The 15,576-nt window shown below is 49.1% G+C and carries 13 protein-coding genes; 5 read left to right on the top strand and 8 right to left on the bottom strand.

Annotated elements, in window-relative coordinates; all coding sequences use genetic code 11:
• Positions 1 to 64: 64 nt before the first annotated feature.
• Complete coding sequence (locus ACYVF1_RS05930; RefSeq protein ID WP_461076570.1) at positions 65 to 1,501, bottom strand: BamA/TamA family outer membrane protein; 1,437 nt, start codon at positions 1,499 to 1,501, stop codon at positions 65 to 67.
• Between the two features lie 121 nt (positions 1,502 to 1,622).
• On the opposite strand from ACYVF1_RS05930, the gene ACYVF1_RS05925 reads away from it, so the two are divergent.
• Both ACYVF1_RS05925 and ACYVF1_RS05920 read left to right on the top strand, forming a co-directional pair.
• On the top strand, positions 1,623 to 3,002 hold the full coding sequence (locus ACYVF1_RS05925) for an MFS transporter (protein WP_461076568.1): 1,380 nt from the start codon (positions 1,623 to 1,625) through the stop codon (positions 3,000 to 3,002).
• A gap of 98 nt (positions 3,003 to 3,100) precedes the next feature.
• A complete protein-coding gene (locus ACYVF1_RS05920; protein WP_461076566.1) occupies positions 3,101 to 4,048 on the top strand; it encodes a carbohydrate kinase family protein in 948 nt (315 codons plus the stop codon).
• Between the two features lie 62 nt (positions 4,049 to 4,110).
• Here ACYVF1_RS05920 and ACYVF1_RS05915 read toward each other — a convergent pair whose 3' ends face one another.
• The 4 genes from ACYVF1_RS05915 to lgt form a co-directional block, all read right to left on the bottom strand.
• Positions 4,111 to 4,740 carry a transposase gene (locus ACYVF1_RS05915; RefSeq protein WP_461076564.1) on the bottom strand — a complete coding sequence of 210 codons (630 nt, stop codon included), beginning with the start codon at positions 4,738 to 4,740 and terminating at the stop codon, positions 4,111 to 4,113.
• Positions 4,741 to 4,919: 179 nt separating this feature from the next.
• Positions 4,920 to 6,557, bottom strand: coding sequence for a M1 family metallopeptidase (locus ACYVF1_RS05910; RefSeq protein ID WP_461076562.1), 1,638 nt, complete (start codon positions 6,555 to 6,557; stop codon positions 4,920 to 4,922).
• Positions 6,558 to 6,560: 3 nt separating this feature from the next.
• The gene (locus tag ACYVF1_RS05905) at positions 6,561 to 8,642 is read right to left on the bottom strand and encodes a S9 family peptidase (protein WP_461077823.1); all 2,082 of its coding nucleotides are present in this window, start codon (positions 8,640 to 8,642) and stop codon (positions 6,561 to 6,563) included.
• Between the two features lie 230 nt (positions 8,643 to 8,872).
• The gene (gene lgt / locus ACYVF1_RS05900) at positions 8,873 to 9,718 is read right to left on the bottom strand and encodes a prolipoprotein diacylglyceryl transferase (protein ID WP_461076560.1); all 846 of its coding nucleotides are present in this window, start codon (positions 9,716 to 9,718) and stop codon (positions 8,873 to 8,875) included.
• A 173-nt stretch (positions 9,719 to 9,891) separates the two neighbouring features.
• Between lgt and yidD the strand changes: the two genes are divergently transcribed.
• The 3 genes from yidD to ACYVF1_RS05885 all read left to right on the top strand — a co-directional run bounded on the left by yidD (position 9,892) and on the right by ACYVF1_RS05885 (position 11,090).
• Positions 9,892 to 10,101, top strand: a complete 210-nt coding sequence (gene yidD, locus ACYVF1_RS05895; RefSeq protein ID WP_461077821.1) for a membrane protein insertion efficiency factor YidD — start codon at positions 9,892 to 9,894, stop codon at positions 10,099 to 10,101.
• 110 nt (positions 10,102 to 10,211) lie between these two features.
• Positions 10,212 to 10,586, top strand: a complete 375-nt coding sequence (locus ACYVF1_RS05890) for a co-chaperone GroES (RefSeq protein WP_461076558.1) — start codon at positions 10,212 to 10,214, stop codon at positions 10,584 to 10,586.
• 66 nt (positions 10,587 to 10,652) lie between these two features.
• Positions 10,653 to 11,090, top strand: coding sequence for a DUF4174 domain-containing protein (locus ACYVF1_RS05885; protein ID WP_461076556.1), 438 nt, complete (start codon positions 10,653 to 10,655; stop codon positions 11,088 to 11,090).
• A gap of 21 nt (positions 11,091 to 11,111) precedes the next feature.
• Here ACYVF1_RS05885 and ACYVF1_RS05880 read toward each other — a convergent pair whose 3' ends face one another.
• From ACYVF1_RS05880 to ACYVF1_RS05870, 3 genes are all read right to left on the bottom strand, one after another.
• Positions 11,112 to 13,088, bottom strand: a complete 1,977-nt coding sequence (locus ACYVF1_RS05880; RefSeq protein WP_461076554.1) for a sialate O-acetylesterase — start codon at positions 13,086 to 13,088, stop codon at positions 11,112 to 11,114.
• A gap of 150 nt (positions 13,089 to 13,238) precedes the next feature.
• Positions 13,239 to 14,108 carry a hypothetical protein gene (locus ACYVF1_RS05875; RefSeq protein ID WP_461076552.1) on the bottom strand — a complete coding sequence of 290 codons (870 nt, stop codon included), beginning with the start codon at positions 14,106 to 14,108 and terminating at the stop codon, positions 13,239 to 13,241.
• A gap of 202 nt (positions 14,109 to 14,310) precedes the next feature.
• Positions 14,311 to 15,534 (bottom strand): hypothetical protein, encoded by a 1,224-nt coding sequence (locus ACYVF1_RS05870; protein WP_461076550.1) that lies wholly within the window; start codon positions 15,532 to 15,534, stop codon positions 14,311 to 14,313.
• Positions 15,535 to 15,576 lie beyond the last annotated feature (42 nt).

The raw sequence follows: 15,576 nt of genomic DNA, 5'->3' as shown, positions 1-15,576 counted from the left end.
TGCAGGGGAATTGATGAGTGGAGGTGTAGTTTTTCTTAACTATAAAGAGCGTTAAGCAAACTATCTACAACTCCTGCACCAGATTAAAGAAGAATCCAGTTTTGCCCTGGGCGTTAATGGTGCTGCTGAAGCGCATTACCAAGTTGTAGAACGTAACTACGTCCAGACTTAAACCAGTACCTACCAGAATTTTGTTGGCAAGCTGGCTTTGGTATTGCTCTGCCACCGTACTGCTTACGTAGCCGGCATCGCCGAAGGCGGAAATATAGGCCGCAATGGGTAACGTATTGAACTGCCGAATATGAAGCCAATTGAGTTGCTTCCGAACATTAAAGAGCTGATAGCGAAGGCTATTCCGAAAGACGGCGGTACGTTGTCCGTCGATCACGAAGAGTTCATATCCTCGTACGACATCGTTGCCGCTTCCCAATCCACGAAGGTTGAAATAAGGTTGTCGGCTAGGCCACGTAGCACGCCCACGCAGGCTCATCGCTCCGTAAAAACGGCCACCTAACGGCCAGTAGCGTGTGATGGAGGACGACATTTCAAAAAAATGAAAATTGTCACTCGGCAGCAGCCCGGTAATGCCAATACCGGCGTTGAACAGAGTTCCCTGCAACGGGTATGCTACGTTATCACGACGGTCATAGCGGTAGCCGTACCCTAACGACAGGTAGCGTTGCTCGGTCTGTCCGTTCAAAAAATAATCGGGGTTAATCTGGGCGATGGTATCGCCAATGGTGTTGTGATTATAGCGTGCTTCGAAGGAGTGATAGTGATACAAACCACGGCGATGCGTCAGCAACACACCCGCATATAACCGTTCACGAAGCCGATCTTCTGACTTTACGAATACTAGTTTATCAGCCAGAGTCCGATACGGTATTTCGTTGTTGGTCAGGTAGCCTACATCTACACGGAGACCGATTTTCTGCGCCCGGTCGATGTAAGGTTTCAGATAGGAAACGACGGTACGTTGCAGAAAACCACGTACTATTTCAACCTGAAGCCGGTCGTTGGTTCCCGTTACGTTGCGGTAGCTGAGTCGCCCACCGTAAATAACTCGTCGGAAATCGTGACCACGGTCGTACCACCATTCGTTGAAATTCCGGTCGGCAATATCGAAAACGGGGTAAGCAATGAAATACCAGCGTTCCTTCATCGTCACCGTCAGATCCAGTTGGGCAAGTTGGGTGGTATCGGCGGGCTGGGTCAGTTGCGTCCCCATATCGACCGTTACGAACAGGTTGGTATTGTTGATGTTACGTTGGTCCCAGGCCGTTCGGGCGGGTAGGTCAGCCAGGCGAATAGAGTCGCCGATGTGGATGGTCATTTCCCGCAGAATGATCCGGTCGCGGGTGCGAATGTTACCTTTAAGCGTAACAGACCGGACAATAACTTTCTGTGCCGAGTCGACCGAAATAGAGGCAAAGACGGTTTGTGAACAACTTAAAAAAACCGTCAACAGCGTAATAACGGCCAGGCACTTTTTGGGAAACATCCTCAAAAATACGTCATTTCAAAAAAATAAGACAAGAATATCTCTATATCCTGCAAATCGGTGGTATAATTGTTTGCTCTTGAGCAAAACCTATGATGACCTTTTAAAGATACAACAATCTATGCAAACCGGTAGTGTACCACAAACCGCCAAAACCACAAAACCAAATCTAAGCTTCTGGCAAATCTGGAACATGAGTTTTGGTTTTTTTGGTATTCAGTACGGATTTGGACTCCAACAGGCAAACATGAGTCCCATTTTCCGATACCTGAACGCCGATGAAGCCAGCATCCCGATTTTATGGTTAGCGGGACCAGTAACCGGCCTCATCGTTCAGCCCATTATTGGTTCCATCAGCGACCGTACCTGGTCGACAAAGTGGGGCCGGCGGAAGCCATTTTTTCTAATTGGTGCCATTGTTACCAGTTTAGCGTTATTTCTTATGCCGAACTCATCGGCATTATGGATGGCGGCCAGCCTGATGTGGATTCTGGATACCGGTCTTAACATCACCCAGGAGCCGTTTCGCGCGTTCATCGGTGATAAACTCAACGATAAACAACGTGATTTAGGGTTCGCCGTTCAAAGTTTTTTTGTGGGATTTGGCCAAACGCTCGCCAATCTGATGCCTACAATTTTCCGATTGCTGGGTCTCACCTCTACGGCCGTCGTTGCCGCCAATGTTATTCCAAATAGTATTAAATACCCTTTTTACATTGGTGGTATTGCGGTAATAATCGCCGTAATATGGACCATTTATACAACGAATGAATATCCGCCAGAAAACATGGAGGAATTCAAACGGATGAGGAAAGAAAGCAGTGGCGTTGGCGGTGCTTTCAACGAAATTTTTCACGCATTTAAAGAAATGCCCACTACCATGAAACAGCTTTGGTGGGTGAAATTCTTTACGTGGTTTGCTCTACCTCTGATGTGGCAATACCTCACGCTGGCTGTTGCCCGGCATGCTTTCAATGCTCCCACCGCCGATTCACCGGGTTTTCAGGAAGGTACGGAATGGGGAAATCTTTGCTTTGCAATGTTTAACGTTGGCTGCTTCACAATTTCGTTTTTCCTGCCCGCCATTGCCAACATGATCGGGCGCCGGGCCACACACGCCGTTTTCCTGACCATCGGCGGACTTGGTTTTCTGTCAATGCAATTATCGGACGACAAATACATTTTCTTTGTCGGCATGACGCTAGTCGGATTAGCATGGGGGTCTATCCTTTCCATGCCTTACGTACTACTCTCAAGCTCGGTGCCCGCCGAACGTATGGGTGTGTATATGGGAATTTTCAACGGGTTTATCGTGGTACCACAGATCGTGAACAATCTGACCGTGCAATTCTTTTATCCAACACTGCTAAAAAACGATCCACGCAACGCGCTAGCGCTGGCTGGAGTTTGTCTTTTGCTAGCCGCAGGTGCGTGTTTCCTGGTGAAAGAAAATAAACAGAGTGAGGAAGCGGCTTTCCCTGTTGAGCCGGGTGGTAATTAAGGCGTTTTTGACGTTACGACGTTCAAATTACGACTATCTTGTTAGGTATCGTTTATTAATACGTCGTAATTCGCAGACCGTAACTTTTTAATCAGTGCATGAACTCTTCAGAACGCCCTTACGCCCTGCTATCTGTTGGTGAATTACTTGCCGACTTCATTGGCCACCACGTATCAACCAGTTTGCTCGACACACAGGATTTTCGTCGTTATCAAGGCGGAAGTCCGGCTAATATGGCAGCTAATATGGCCCGTTTGGGACATCAGTGTGCCCTTGTCGCCTGCGTAGGGCACGATAGTATTGGTCGCTATCTGACCCGTGAAATTGCCGAATCAGGTGTTGATACCCAATTTATTACGGCCGATTTACTGGAACCAACTACCATTGTGGTTGTGTCGAGAACCTCTACTACACCAGATTTTGTAGCATACCGGCACGCCGATTCGCTGATCAATTCAGAGCAATTGCCTGATTCGTTGCTGGCCAAAACACAGCTTTTTCATACCACCTGTTTTGCCTTAAGCCGTCAACCCGCTCAGGATGCCATTGTTGAAGCGGCCCAACGCGCTAAAGCACTGGGCTGCCAGGTTACGATTGATGCCAACTACGCCCCCAGCATCTGGCCCGATCGTGATGAGGCCTGGCGCGTACTACGTGGTTATCTGGCGGCAGGTGCAATGGTGAAGATCAGCCTCGACGACGTAGAGCGACTCTACGGTAAACCTCAGGAAACCAAACAGATACTGGCTGATTTTCACGAAATGGGGGCTACAATTATCTGCCTGACGCTGGGTTCCGACGGCAGTTTGGTATCCTATGAACGGGGTACAAAACAGGCGCGCATTCTCGGCAAGAAAATCGACGTAGTGGACGTAACAGGGGCTGGCGATGCATACTGGGCCGGTTTTTTGACGGCTTATCTGGATGGCTACGCCCCCGGAAACTGCGCCCTTGCAGGCTCGGCGATGGCTAAACTGAAACTGACCCGACAAGGTCCCTTACCCAACGCTGTGGATCGAAAATCGCTTTATACTGATTTTGAGTGACACAAAACAAACCGCCCCAACGATACGTATCGTTGGGGCGGTTTGTTCTGAATGATATCCTGCTACTTCAGCGCAGCCAGTTTATCCATATCTATATCGTCGAGGGCGGATTTAATTTTTTCCATACTCACTCCCCGGCCTTTCGCTGATACGATAAATCGTTTGTTAACCAGCAGAGCTATTTCGCCGTCTTTGGCATCGTTATCATATTTTTCGTACGATTTATTATCGCCCATTTTACCCGTTTTTTCGTAGCCATGCTCGGTTTCTTTGTCAATTTCAACTACCGACCAGGCCGCCAAACCGATCATCATAGCCGATCCTCCACCATCGATGAGCGCTAGTTCGATCGTCTCACTACCGTCTTCATTACCATATTTCCCCGTTGCGGTTGAGATAACAAATCCTACGGCTCCATTTTTTTCACCTGTTGCCTCTTTCCGTGGCAATCCATCGGCGTCAGCTGGAAGCATGTCTTTTAATGTACGAAAATCGACTGTTTCAACAGGGCCATTCTTTCCCATTTCTTCAGCCTGATTTGCCATTTCTTTCAACGCGCTTACCGCACCCAGCGTCGAAACTGATTCTTCATCCTTTTTTTTCTCTTCCTGTTCTTCCTTCTCGCTTCCGCAACCTATCACTAACATGGCTGGAATAAGCAAGGTCCAGAATAAATTTCGATTTGTTCGCATAGTATGGTTAATGCTAAGAGGTTCGCATGTGTAATTGATTATTAGGCAGCAAGCTACGTTTTCTTCCAACTCTGGACGTATTAATTTGAGTAAACGTTACGGCTTATTTACCGATTTTAACAATGTTTTAAGCGATTAAAGACAAAGACAACGTAGCACGCTCCACTAAAATCACTGGCCTACATAGTACTGACGACTTTAGTCAATACGTAGTAATTCGGGTCAACAGTAACGGTGTTAACGCCTTTAGCGGTCAGTGTTTTCCACTGAGCTGTCGGTTGAATTTGCTGATACGGTCCCGTTTCATTGAAACAGATTTTTACCGGCATATCGAAACCCGGAACTGTGTTGGCCCAGCGGTATTGCACGCCCCCTGACACCAGTTTGTATTCGAGCACCGGAATGCGTACGTCACGCAGGTATTGGTCGAAAACGGGTTTCAGGTTCAGGCGGGTTTCGCGAATCATATATTGTTCAATCTGCTGCGTCGTAACGGTCTGATGGTAAAAGGTTTTGTTCATGCCACGTAGCACCTGCCGCCACTTTTCATCGTTATTGACCAACTGACGTATCATGTGCAGCATATTACCGCCCTTGTAATACATATCGCCTGAACCTGAGTGGTTTACGTTATAAATTCCAATAATGGGCTTGTCGTTACGTATCAAAGCGCGGCAGCCGATAACGTACTGTGCTCCAGCCGCTTTACCCCAGTAATATTCTGTAAATAGATTCTCCGAATAGTTCGTAAAACTCTCGTGAATCCACATATCGGCGATGTCTTTGTACGTAATGTTGTTGGCGAACCACTCATGACCCGACTCGTGCACGATGATAAAATCCCATTTGAGACCCCATCCCGTACTCGACAGATCACGCCCGAGGTATCCGTTCCGGTAGTGGTTACCATACGTAACAGAACTCTGGTGCTCCATACCCAAATACGGCGTTTCGACCAGCTTATAACCATCTTCATAAAATGGATACGGGCCAAACCAGTGTTCAAATGCCTTCAGCATCATCGGCACCTGTTTAAACTGAACGCGGGCGGAATCGAGATTTTGAGGTAATACGTAGTAATTGAGCGCAAGTGGACCCTTTTCGCCGGGGTACGTTTCCTCCCAATGCTCGTAGCGGGCGATGTTCAGGTTGACACCGTAGTTGTTGATCGGATTTGCTACGTACCAGTCGAAGGTGCGCGTGTGGTCGGGGTTGGTAGTTACCTTGCGCAGGCGCCCGTTCGATACGTCGGTCAGATCTTCGGGAACTGTTACGCTGATGGCCATCGAATCGGGTTCGTCGTACATATGGTCTTTACAGGGCCACCACGCACTGGCGCCCAGCCCCTGACAAGCCGTGGCAATGAACCAGTTACCCGCCCTATCGCGCGACCATACCATGCCCCCATCCCAGGGCGGCCGTTTAGCTACACGCGGTTTCCCGGCATATTGAACGGTTATTGATTCCGTCTGGCCGGGCTGCTGGAGTTTGGATAGCTTCACAAAATAAGCATTTCCATCCTGCCGGAACGTCAACGGCTGGCCATCCTGCTCAACCCGGATCACGCGCAATGGTCGTTGTAAATCCACTTGCATGGTTTGGCCCGGCTTCACCACCCGGTACCGTATCAGTGTGGAGCCGCTCAGCGTACTGTCTTTCGGCTCAACGTGCACCTTCAGGTGGTAAAAAGCCAAGTCCCACCAGGCGCGTTCGGGCGTAATTGAACCACGTAACGTATCGTCGTGTGTGAAATCGTACTTTTGCGCCGATGCCCAAAGCGACGAAAGCAGCAGGCAGAGTGTCAATAGTCGAGTCATGGGTTAACGGGGGCCGGGAGGGCAGTTTTTCAGCAAATAATTTGTGTATAAAGTGCGTAAGTGTTCGCTGGTTCCGGGGCCTTCTGATATGCCGTGCGTCCGGTTCGGGTAGGGCATCACCTGAAATTGCTTGTTGTATTTCACCAGTTCATTGATGAGCACTTCAGCGTTGTCGTAATGCACGTTATCGTCGCCCGTTCCGTGAATATATAGTAGATTTCCTTTCAGATTTTTGGCATACGTAACGGGCGATCCAGATACAAAATCTTCCCGATTTTCCTGCGGAAGCCCCATATACCGTTCCTGATAAATGTTGTCGTAGAACAATTGATTGCCCACGGCCGCAATGGAAATACCAGTTTTGTATATGTCGGGATACTGAAACAGCAGGTGCAACGTAGTAGACCCTCCCCCACTCCATCCCCAAACGGCTACCCGACTCGTGTCGATGTAAGCGTGCTGGGAAAACAATTTCTTTGCGCCCATCGCCTGATCGCGGACGTTAATCCGACCAATATTTCGGTAAATCGACTTACGCCAGTTAGCACCTTTCAAATTCGGCGTTCCGCGGTTATCGAGTGCTACGTAGAGATAGCCCGCTTTCGCCATATCGCCCGCAAAAAGTCGATTTGAACCCACCGAAAATACGTCGTTCACCGTACAACTGGCCGGTTCGCCATACACGAAGAAAACGATGGGGTACTTTTTAGTGCTGTCAAAATCAGTGGGTTTTGCCATCCAGCCATCCAACGTAACGCCTTCGTCGGTGGTCAGGCTGAAAAAGCTGACGTTCGGTTTCGCCACCGAACTTACTTTCATGGCATCCCCAACCGGTTTATGGTCGGGCAGACTCACCCACTCGCTGGCCGGTGGCGTCTGATAATTGGTAAACGTATGTTGCGCTAGACGGCCGTTGGGCGAAACAACGTAGCTGTGCGTTCCGGCCAGACCTTCGGGTGTTACGCGTTCGGCTTTCCCTTTTCCATCCAGACTCGTCCGGTACAAATAGCGCTGATTAGTCGTTTTGGGCGACGCGATGAAGTAAACCTGGTTGGCCGCTTCATTGATCTGGGTGACAGACGCTACGTCGTAATCACCGGGCGTTAACAGGGTTACTTTTTTACCATCTGCGCTCAGGTGATACAGGTGCTGCCAGCCATCTTTTTCTGACATCCAGATGAAAGATTTCCCATCGTTTAGCCACTCCCAGCTCATCGGGTCGTCTTTGGCCTCAACCCAGGCTTTGTCGGTTTCGGTGTAAATTGGCGTAACAGACTTATTCGCTACGTTGTAAACCAGCAGTTTACTCTCATTCTGCTTCCGGTTCAGTTGCTGAATTATTAAGGCACTACCGTTCGGAAACCAGGCCATCCGGGGCAAATAATTCTGCTGAGGATCGCCGGGAATATTCAGCCACGTAGTACTGCCACCTGCTACGTTCACCAGGCCGATACGTGTCGGTGATGGGTTTTCGCCCACTTTCGGATATTCAACCGGTACTACGTGCGAATAGGCCGAATCGGTGGTATTCAACATCAGATAATCCCGAATCTTCGTGGCATCGACCTGCCAATACGCAATCTGCTTGCTATCCGGGCTCCAGCGAAAACCGTCGCGACAGCCGAATTCTTCTTCGTACACCCAGTCGAACGTACCGTTGATACGTTTGCGGGTACCGTCGGTTGTTAGCTGGCGAATCTGGCCCGACGCTACGTCCTCCACAAACAGATTACGCTCGCTGACGTACGCAACGCTACGTCCATCGGGCGAGAGTTTGGCGAACATCAGCGATTGAGATGGGCGTCCTTTCCCAAGCTGACGAGCCTGGCCGGAAGCCCAATTAACGAGGTAGTAATCGCCACGGGTGTTTTGCCGCCAGACGCGGGCCGTATTGGTGAAAATCAATACGTTCGCACTATCGGGAGAGAACGCAAAGCCAGCAATCGTCAGGGGTTGGCTGCTGCCGGTTGGCTGAAGTTTCGATTTTGGGAGTAGCGTGGTTTTGCGCTTGGTCTGAACGTCGGTTTGAACGATTTCGCCCTGTTCAACAGACGCGTACGAATTACCATCGGCCGACCAGCGCATTTGCCGACCGGGTCCCTGAGCCATTGCTGAACCCGCTAACAGACTCAACGTAACAGCTGACAATAACAGGCTGAACCGTCGGGCACACCGATTCATAAAAGTAGTTTGCATGAAGTTTAGGTTAAGACATTTTTGTGATACTGAAGAACGAGGCCTCTTAAAACCTCCGGACCAACAAGCGAGTGAACTTTAAGTTGCGCCGTGCCTCAGTATGACAAAATAGTATTACGTTACGACTCAATTGTCGGTGACTTTTCTGGATTGTGAACGGGAATTGGCGTTCTGTAGCTACGCACAACGAAATAAATGCCCATCAGCACCGCCGGAATGCTCAGCCATTGACCCATGTTCAGGGGCAGGTTGTTCTCAAACGCCACCTGATTTTCTTTGAGGTATTCATAGAAGAAACGAAGTCCAAATACCCAGATCAGGAAAATGCCCAGCATACTACCGCGTGGCGTCCGTTCGCGGTACCGATTCCAGAACCACAGCAAACCGAAAAAGAGAATCAGGCACGAGAGCGATTCATAGAGTTGGGCTGGGTGACGCGGAATTTTTGCGTACTCGTCGTTTTTCATAAAGATAAACGCCCAGGGTACATCACTCGGACGACCCACGATCTCCGAATTCATCAGGTTGCCCAGGCGAATACAGGCACCCGCCAACGCCACAACGATCACAATCCGGTCGGTCACCCAGAGAAAAGATTGACCTGTGAGCCGACTTTCTTTCCGGCGCGAATACAGCCATAAACTCGTCAGAATACCGATGGTAGCGCCGTGGCTGGCCAGACCAGCAAACGGGGGCGTCACAACAACCAGCGGATTATGGAGTAAAACCTCGGGTTCGTAGAACAAAAAATGACCAATTCGCGCCCCCAGAATCGTAGATACGACCATGTAAATCAGCAATGTATCCGTATCGGCCGCGGGTTTGCCTTCCTGTTTGAAGATATACGTCATAATCTGCATCCCGATGAGAAAACCCAGCGCGAAAAGCAAGCCATACCAACGTACTGAAAAGGAACCAATGTGAAAGATTTCGGGATTGACTTCCCAGATAATGTATTGCAGCATAGAACGATAAAATAGGTTTTAGCCGGCCGCCAGTCTGCGTCGAGGCTAATACTTCAATTGATGAATACCCTATCAGGACTAAACCTGAACCTTGATCTTAGTAACGATAACAGGCAAAGATACAGATAGATTATTGGAAAGTTTTTGGCCGTTTTTGTGTTTACGAATTTATGATGAAATCAATACTGATTGGGCTGGTAAAAGTCTATCAGGCAATGGTGTCGCCCTACTTCCCTAATGCCTGCCGATACACGCCCACCTGTTCACAATATACCATCGAAGCGATTCGTAAACACGGTGCGCTTCGGGGCGGGTGGCTGGGCCTGAAACGGATCAGCCGCTGCCATCCGTGGGGCGGTCATGGGTACGACCCTGTGCCCTGACTGTCGACGAGCGACTACTTTATGCCATTTTGACGTATTGATACGTTTTGCCCGATTTTTGAAACGGTCCATCTACCGTCCGCAACGGCGGACATTGACCATCGACTATTATGCTTGGAATTACGGCTGATAATAAACTGAAACGCCTGATTGTGGTAGGCGACCGCGTACTCATCAAACCCAAAGACCCCACCGACCGCACGGCCAGCGGGTTGTATTTGCCCCCAACCGTGCAGGAAAAAGAGCAGGTGCAGGCGGGTTATGTCATCAAAGTAGGGCCCGGTTATCCAATTCCGGCGCCGGTTGATGATGAGCCTTGGAAAGAAACCGAAGAAAAAGTGAAGTATATGCCGCTTCAGGCTCAGGAAGGCGACGTAGCACTTTACCTGCAACGTAACGCCATTGATATTCAGTATGAAGGCGAACAATTTGTCATAGTGCCGCAGGCCTCCATTCTAATGTTGGAGCGGTTGGAAGATTTGTAGCGAACAATCGTCCTAAACAGTCGTTTTTCAGTTGAACACCTTTTTTCTGGCGGTGCTACGTAGCAAATGAAAAATCACTGGTTTCTTACGTTGCTCATTCTTCCAGTGGGCTTACTGATTATGGCGCAAAGTCCGGCTTCGCAGCCAAAGTCACTAAAAACAACGCTGGCCCAAAAGAAAGATAAGCGCCGTGTTTTGCTTCTTTTTGGCTCAGACGTAGCAGAACCTTCGTTGGTAGCCCAACAGGAGTTCCTTGGCAAGGCTAAAAACGACGTAGCAGAGCGAGACATGGACGTAGTGGTCGTCACCGCAGCGAACCTATCAGATGACGACCAGCAATTGCTACGTAGCAGATTCCATCTAAAGCCAACTGACAAGTTTGCAGGATGGCTTGTTGGTAAAGACGGTGGCGTGAAGCAGACGTACCGTCAACCAGTGGCTCCAGCGGAGATATTCCGCCTGATTGACAGTATGCCCATGCGAAAGATAGAAATGAAAAACTGAGTCTTTGATTGGTCCAAGCCATTACTGATCGCCGAATTTAGCGGCTTCGGTAATGCCTTTCCAGGTATCGGTGCGGAAAGGAACAGCCGGAAATCCCTGCTGATTATACAGATTGACGTCGCCGTTGTCATCAGCCCATCCGTATCGAACGGCTACAGGTGCCGCTACCGAATCGGCGTGAACAGTAACGGTATTCCCCTGAATTTCAGCTTTGGCATAGTAGAATTTCTGATCTGAGCCAGCAACTTCAAATCCTTTTACGTAGCCATATTTGTCCTTCGCCCATAAACTGTTACCCGCGTTTTTGAACGTAATCGTAGCCCGATTGCCCGAAACACTCATAGTCTCAACCATCGGCCCCTGCGATACGTTACCCATATCCGTACCCGACTGCGGATAGGCCACCCGTATAGCCTCGGCCGCCAGCCGTTTACCTACATCCTGCTTGTTTTTTGGGTGAATATCCGACCGCTCGCCGATATCCGACGTGACGGCCATACCTGTGTTGGGCAATTTGAGGGTCATGGTCTGGGCTTCCCGCAATTCGGCCCAGGTGCTGCCATGTCTGCTATCGCCGTTGGCTGCATTGAAACTGGCCAGTTGCACAAATAGAAACGGAAAATCATAGCCCCAGCGCTGCCGCCAGTCCTGAATCATAAGCGGAAACGATTTGCGATACTGAAACGCCCGGCCCGCGTTCGATTCGCCCTGATACCAGATCGTGCCAGCAATGGCATACGGAATCAGCGGGTTCAGCATAGCATTGAACAACAACGTACCATAGGCATTAGGACCTCCGCCAACCGACTGCTGGACCTTTGCAATCTGATAACGCCAATTGCCTGCCAGCGGTACGTTCAGTTTGTTGGCCGACAGCACCATAGCGCTGGCCTCCCCCGTAAAACCACCCTGGCCACCCGTATCTTTTACCCGAACGGCAATCACATTGCGGCCCGGTTTTAAAATACCGTCGGCTATCCTGTAAGATCGGGATGAATTATACTGATTAATGGCTCCCACTAGCTCACCATTCACAAAAGTTGAATCTCCATCATCAATAGTACCAAGCGATAACGTAGCATTTTCCAGGTCAGCATCATTCGAAATGGTTATTTCTCGCCGAAACCAGACTACGCCGTCGAAGTTGGGTAAGCCTCCTTCGTATTCCCAGTTCCTGGGCAGATTCATTGTCTGCCACTGGCTATCGCTTACATTCAGGCCAGCCCATGTTTTCTCTTCGGCAGACGTTGGCAATACGCCCCCTTGTTTCTCCTGTATCAGCTGCTTCAGCCGCCCATTTAGTTTCTGCTCCGTCGCCGAAAAACTGGATGGCAGATCGACCACTGTTGGGTTCAGTTCGGGATCACGTAGCATGGCTTCGCGACTAGTCCAGGTTTCGGAATGCGTACCACCCCAGGACGTATTGATGAGACCAATTGGTACGTTGAGATCTTGCTGAAGCTGCTTGGCAAAGAAATAACCAACGGCGGTAAACGCAGGCGCTGTCGTTGGAGTGCATACGCTCCAGTTTCCGTCGATATTATCTTTAGGAGTCAGACTAAGGGATTTCTTCACTAACAACTGCCTGATATTTGGAAAGTTAGCCACCGGAATTTCGGTTTTGGCATTCGACGCGGCACTAAGCGGCCACTCCATATTCGACTGCCCAGAGCAAACCCACACTTCGCCCAATAGTACATCATCGAACGTAACGGCATTCGTTTTACCTTTTACCACTAACTGATATGGCCCACCCGCTTCCATCGCGTCGAGCAGTACCTGCCACTTCCCATCTTTACCGGCCTTGATCTTTTTAGACTGGTTATTCAGCAAAACCGTTACGTTCTCCCCTGCATCAGCCCAGCCCCAGATTGGCACCGGTTTCCGGCGTTGCAGAACCATGTGCGACCCGAATACATTCGGCAAACGTACCTCGGCGAACACCGTTTGTAAGGTTAACAATCCAGCAAAAAAGGAAAAAAAAGGTAACCGTTTCATGAGTATACAAGCGTTTGGGTAATAGTCATTAGTTGACAATGGTCTCTGATAACCGATGACTATCAAAGCCCATAAAAAAAGGCGGTCATTCCAGCCGCCTACTTTTCTAAAAATGTAAATTGTTGTATCAAATAGAGGGAATTAGTCGGTTTATAGAATGCGTTGTTTTTTGCCCTGTACGTCCAGTACGTTGGTTACGCTGCGTTTTATGGAAAAATTATAACGTAGCGTTAGGCCATAATTCATGCCTGTGCCACTAGCCTGTAATTGCGCCTGCTGAGTTACGGTCCGATTTGCCAGATACGTTACGTCGGTGGTAGACGCATTGCCTAACCCCCAGAATTTACGAACGTTTATGCCCAAATCAATGGCGTTACTCAGGCGAATATTATACTCGGCTCCCAGTTCGGCCATGGTTGTCATTTCGGGATTGGTTTTCGTAACCGTCACCATTTTAAACGCTTCCGTGGCTTCCCAACGACCCTGATACCGATATCCTGTCACTGCGTAGTGATTATCCGGCTGGTCTTTGCCTGGAACCACCCACATACCCCCGCTTACCCAGAACCCCGAACGTAACCAGGGCTTACTGGTTGAGAGCAGAAGACGTTTTCCACGTACCACGAAAGAGCTACGATTATCGGTATTCCGATAACCCAGCGGAGGAGTCGTATTGTTGATAGTTACCTGCGTATGGATAGGCATTCGGGCGTAGCCTGCTTCGAGCGCCCACCGCTCACGATATACCCAGCCCAGCGTTACACCCAAACCGGGTTTACCAACGAGATCGCTGGTGATGAGGCCGTTTTCTGCATTATCGATTTGAGCCCGGTCTGTTCGCATAAAACCGTCGAGGGCAACGTACCAGCGATTCCGGATGGAAGGTCCCCCATAACGGGCCACCAGCCGATTGTTTTGGGGACTTTGTTCGGGGATCCGGTAGTAGTCGGTAAGGCCCTGCCCACAGGCTGGCAATACGACTAAGCCGAACAGTATATACAGTAAGTAATGTTTCATCATAAATAACGAGTTGGGCGTTTATGCAAATAACGCGATAAACGTTTGTTTGTTAACCACTTAGGGTGATTTTATTTAAGAAAAGCTTAAAACTGTTATCCTGTGGATTGAATTAAGACTCCTGTAAGCCAAAATTCGTTGGAGAACGGCTCAAAATAGTTGGGCTGTGGCCTGTTAATTTTCGCTTTGCCTGGAACGTAGCGTCTTAATCTCCCACTAAATTTATCTTGCCCGATGGACTATATAACAACCTCCCGTTACTCTGAATCAACAGCTTACGAGCCGTAACTGAATCACCCACCGAAATCGCCTGTCCGGATTGTATCGCAGCTATATCGCACGGATACGGGGCGCGGTTCCCCGCCCAACTGGCGGCATTTGTCCAATTGCCGTTCTGCTGGCTAACTACCGTGCCACAGGACGTAAAACCAGCCTGTTTGGTGTGTGTATTGGCAAAAATTCGCCCCGTATTCGTGAATCGAAAATGCTCATTTCCGTTTCGGGCAAATTCCGTCAGAAATCGGTTACCCGGATTAGTAATGCCCGCGGGTGGCGTTCGATAAGGCGCTGTGTTTGGCGACGTATTACCAGCAGCATCCGAGCTATAATTTTGTTCGCTCCAACCCGTAGCTTCGTGGCCCCAAAGCCAGGCACAGTACCAGGCGAAGTGATATTTGGCCTGGTCGTACGTACTAAAATAATCGGGCGTAGTAATGGAAAAAACCTTGAAATTAAGCTGTTTCTGAAACTGACGTAACGTATCAGACTTGGCCCGCCAAAAATCCCATTCGTCATATTGACTACCATTTTCGCCCGCGAAGCGAAAGTAATTTCCATTTATAACAACTTGACTTTCAAATAGATAACCATCCTGCATGGTAAATGGAGTCGGTAAGCTCGATGGGTTGTAAACGGAATTGTAGGCGTTATCAAACAGACAAGTAGAATACAACGTATTAGCCATGACTGCAAGCCCTTTCTGATGCGCGGAATTAACCGCCGTAGCCAGTCTGCTCCGCGTGACTCCATCTACGTATCCACATTCATCGAACAAAACTCCTTTAAAACCAAACTCTTTCATTCGCGTGAGTTTCGCTTCAATAACCGATGCCGCCAATGGAGACGCTATTTTCATCGACAAACTCACGTAGCCATACACTTTTGTGTTGGCGTTAATCAGGTCAAGAATGATTTTACTCTTATTTTTTTCATCCGCATTTACACCAGCATCTTCAATATTATCGGGCCATACTACGTAGTCATACCGGCTGAACTCGTTGGCTGCACTCTGCGAGCTAGTGGTCAGGCTGTTAATTTTGGAGGGATATCCGTAATAAATCAGCAGTTTTTTAGGGGCTACCCCCTGACTGCTCCCACGGCTCAAAACAGCAAACAATAAGAAAAGAAGGATAGTAAATCGGTGGAGCATAACTAGGTTGACTTATGGGATGAATTTTTGATAAAAGCTACT

The sequence above is a fragment of the Spirosoma flavus genome (assembly GCF_054778555.1).
This window is presented reverse-complemented; position numbering and strand designations above follow the sequence as displayed.

Excerpts from the sequence above, each read along its gene's own strand:
- ACYVF1_RS05930 (WP_461076570.1), bottom strand. The coding sequence starts at position 1,501 with ATGTTTCCCAAAAAGTGCCTGGCCGTTATTACGCTGTTGACGGTTTTT.
- ACYVF1_RS05925 (WP_461076568.1), top strand. The coding sequence starts at position 1,623 with ATGCAAACCGGTAGTGTACCACAAACCGCCAAAACCACAAAACCAAAT.
- ACYVF1_RS05920 (WP_461076566.1), top strand. The coding sequence starts at position 3,101 with ATGAACTCTTCAGAACGCCCTTACGCCCTGCTATCTGTTGGTGAATTA.
- ACYVF1_RS05915 (WP_461076564.1), bottom strand. The coding sequence starts at position 4,740 with ATGCGAACAAATCGAAATTTATTCTGGACCTTGCTTATTCCAGCCATG.
- ACYVF1_RS05910 (WP_461076562.1), bottom strand. The coding sequence starts at position 6,557 with ATGACTCGACTATTGACACTCTGCCTGCTGCTTTCGTCGCTTTGGGCA.
- ACYVF1_RS05905 (WP_461077823.1), bottom strand. The coding sequence starts at position 8,642 with ATGCGCTGGTCGGCCGATGGTAATTCGTACGCGTCTGTTGAACAGGGC.
- lgt (WP_461076560.1), bottom strand. The coding sequence starts at position 9,718 with ATGCTGCAATACATTATCTGGGAAGTCAATCCCGAAATCTTTCACATT.
- yidD (WP_461077821.1), top strand. The coding sequence starts at position 9,892 with ATGAAATCAATACTGATTGGGCTGGTAAAAGTCTATCAGGCAATGGTG.
- ACYVF1_RS05890 (WP_461076558.1), top strand. The coding sequence starts at position 10,212 with ATGCTTGGAATTACGGCTGATAATAAACTGAAACGCCTGATTGTGGTA.
- ACYVF1_RS05885 (WP_461076556.1), top strand. The coding sequence starts at position 10,653 with ATGAAAAATCACTGGTTTCTTACGTTGCTCATTCTTCCAGTGGGCTTA.
- ACYVF1_RS05880 (WP_461076554.1), bottom strand. The coding sequence starts at position 13,088 with ATGAAACGGTTACCTTTTTTTTCCTTTTTTGCTGGATTGTTAACCTTA.
- ACYVF1_RS05875 (WP_461076552.1), bottom strand. The coding sequence starts at position 14,108 with ATGATGAAACATTACTTACTGTATATACTGTTCGGCTTAGTCGTATTG.
- ACYVF1_RS05870 (WP_461076550.1), bottom strand. The coding sequence starts at position 15,534 with ATGCTCCACCGATTTACTATCCTTCTTTTCTTATTGTTTGCTGTTTTG.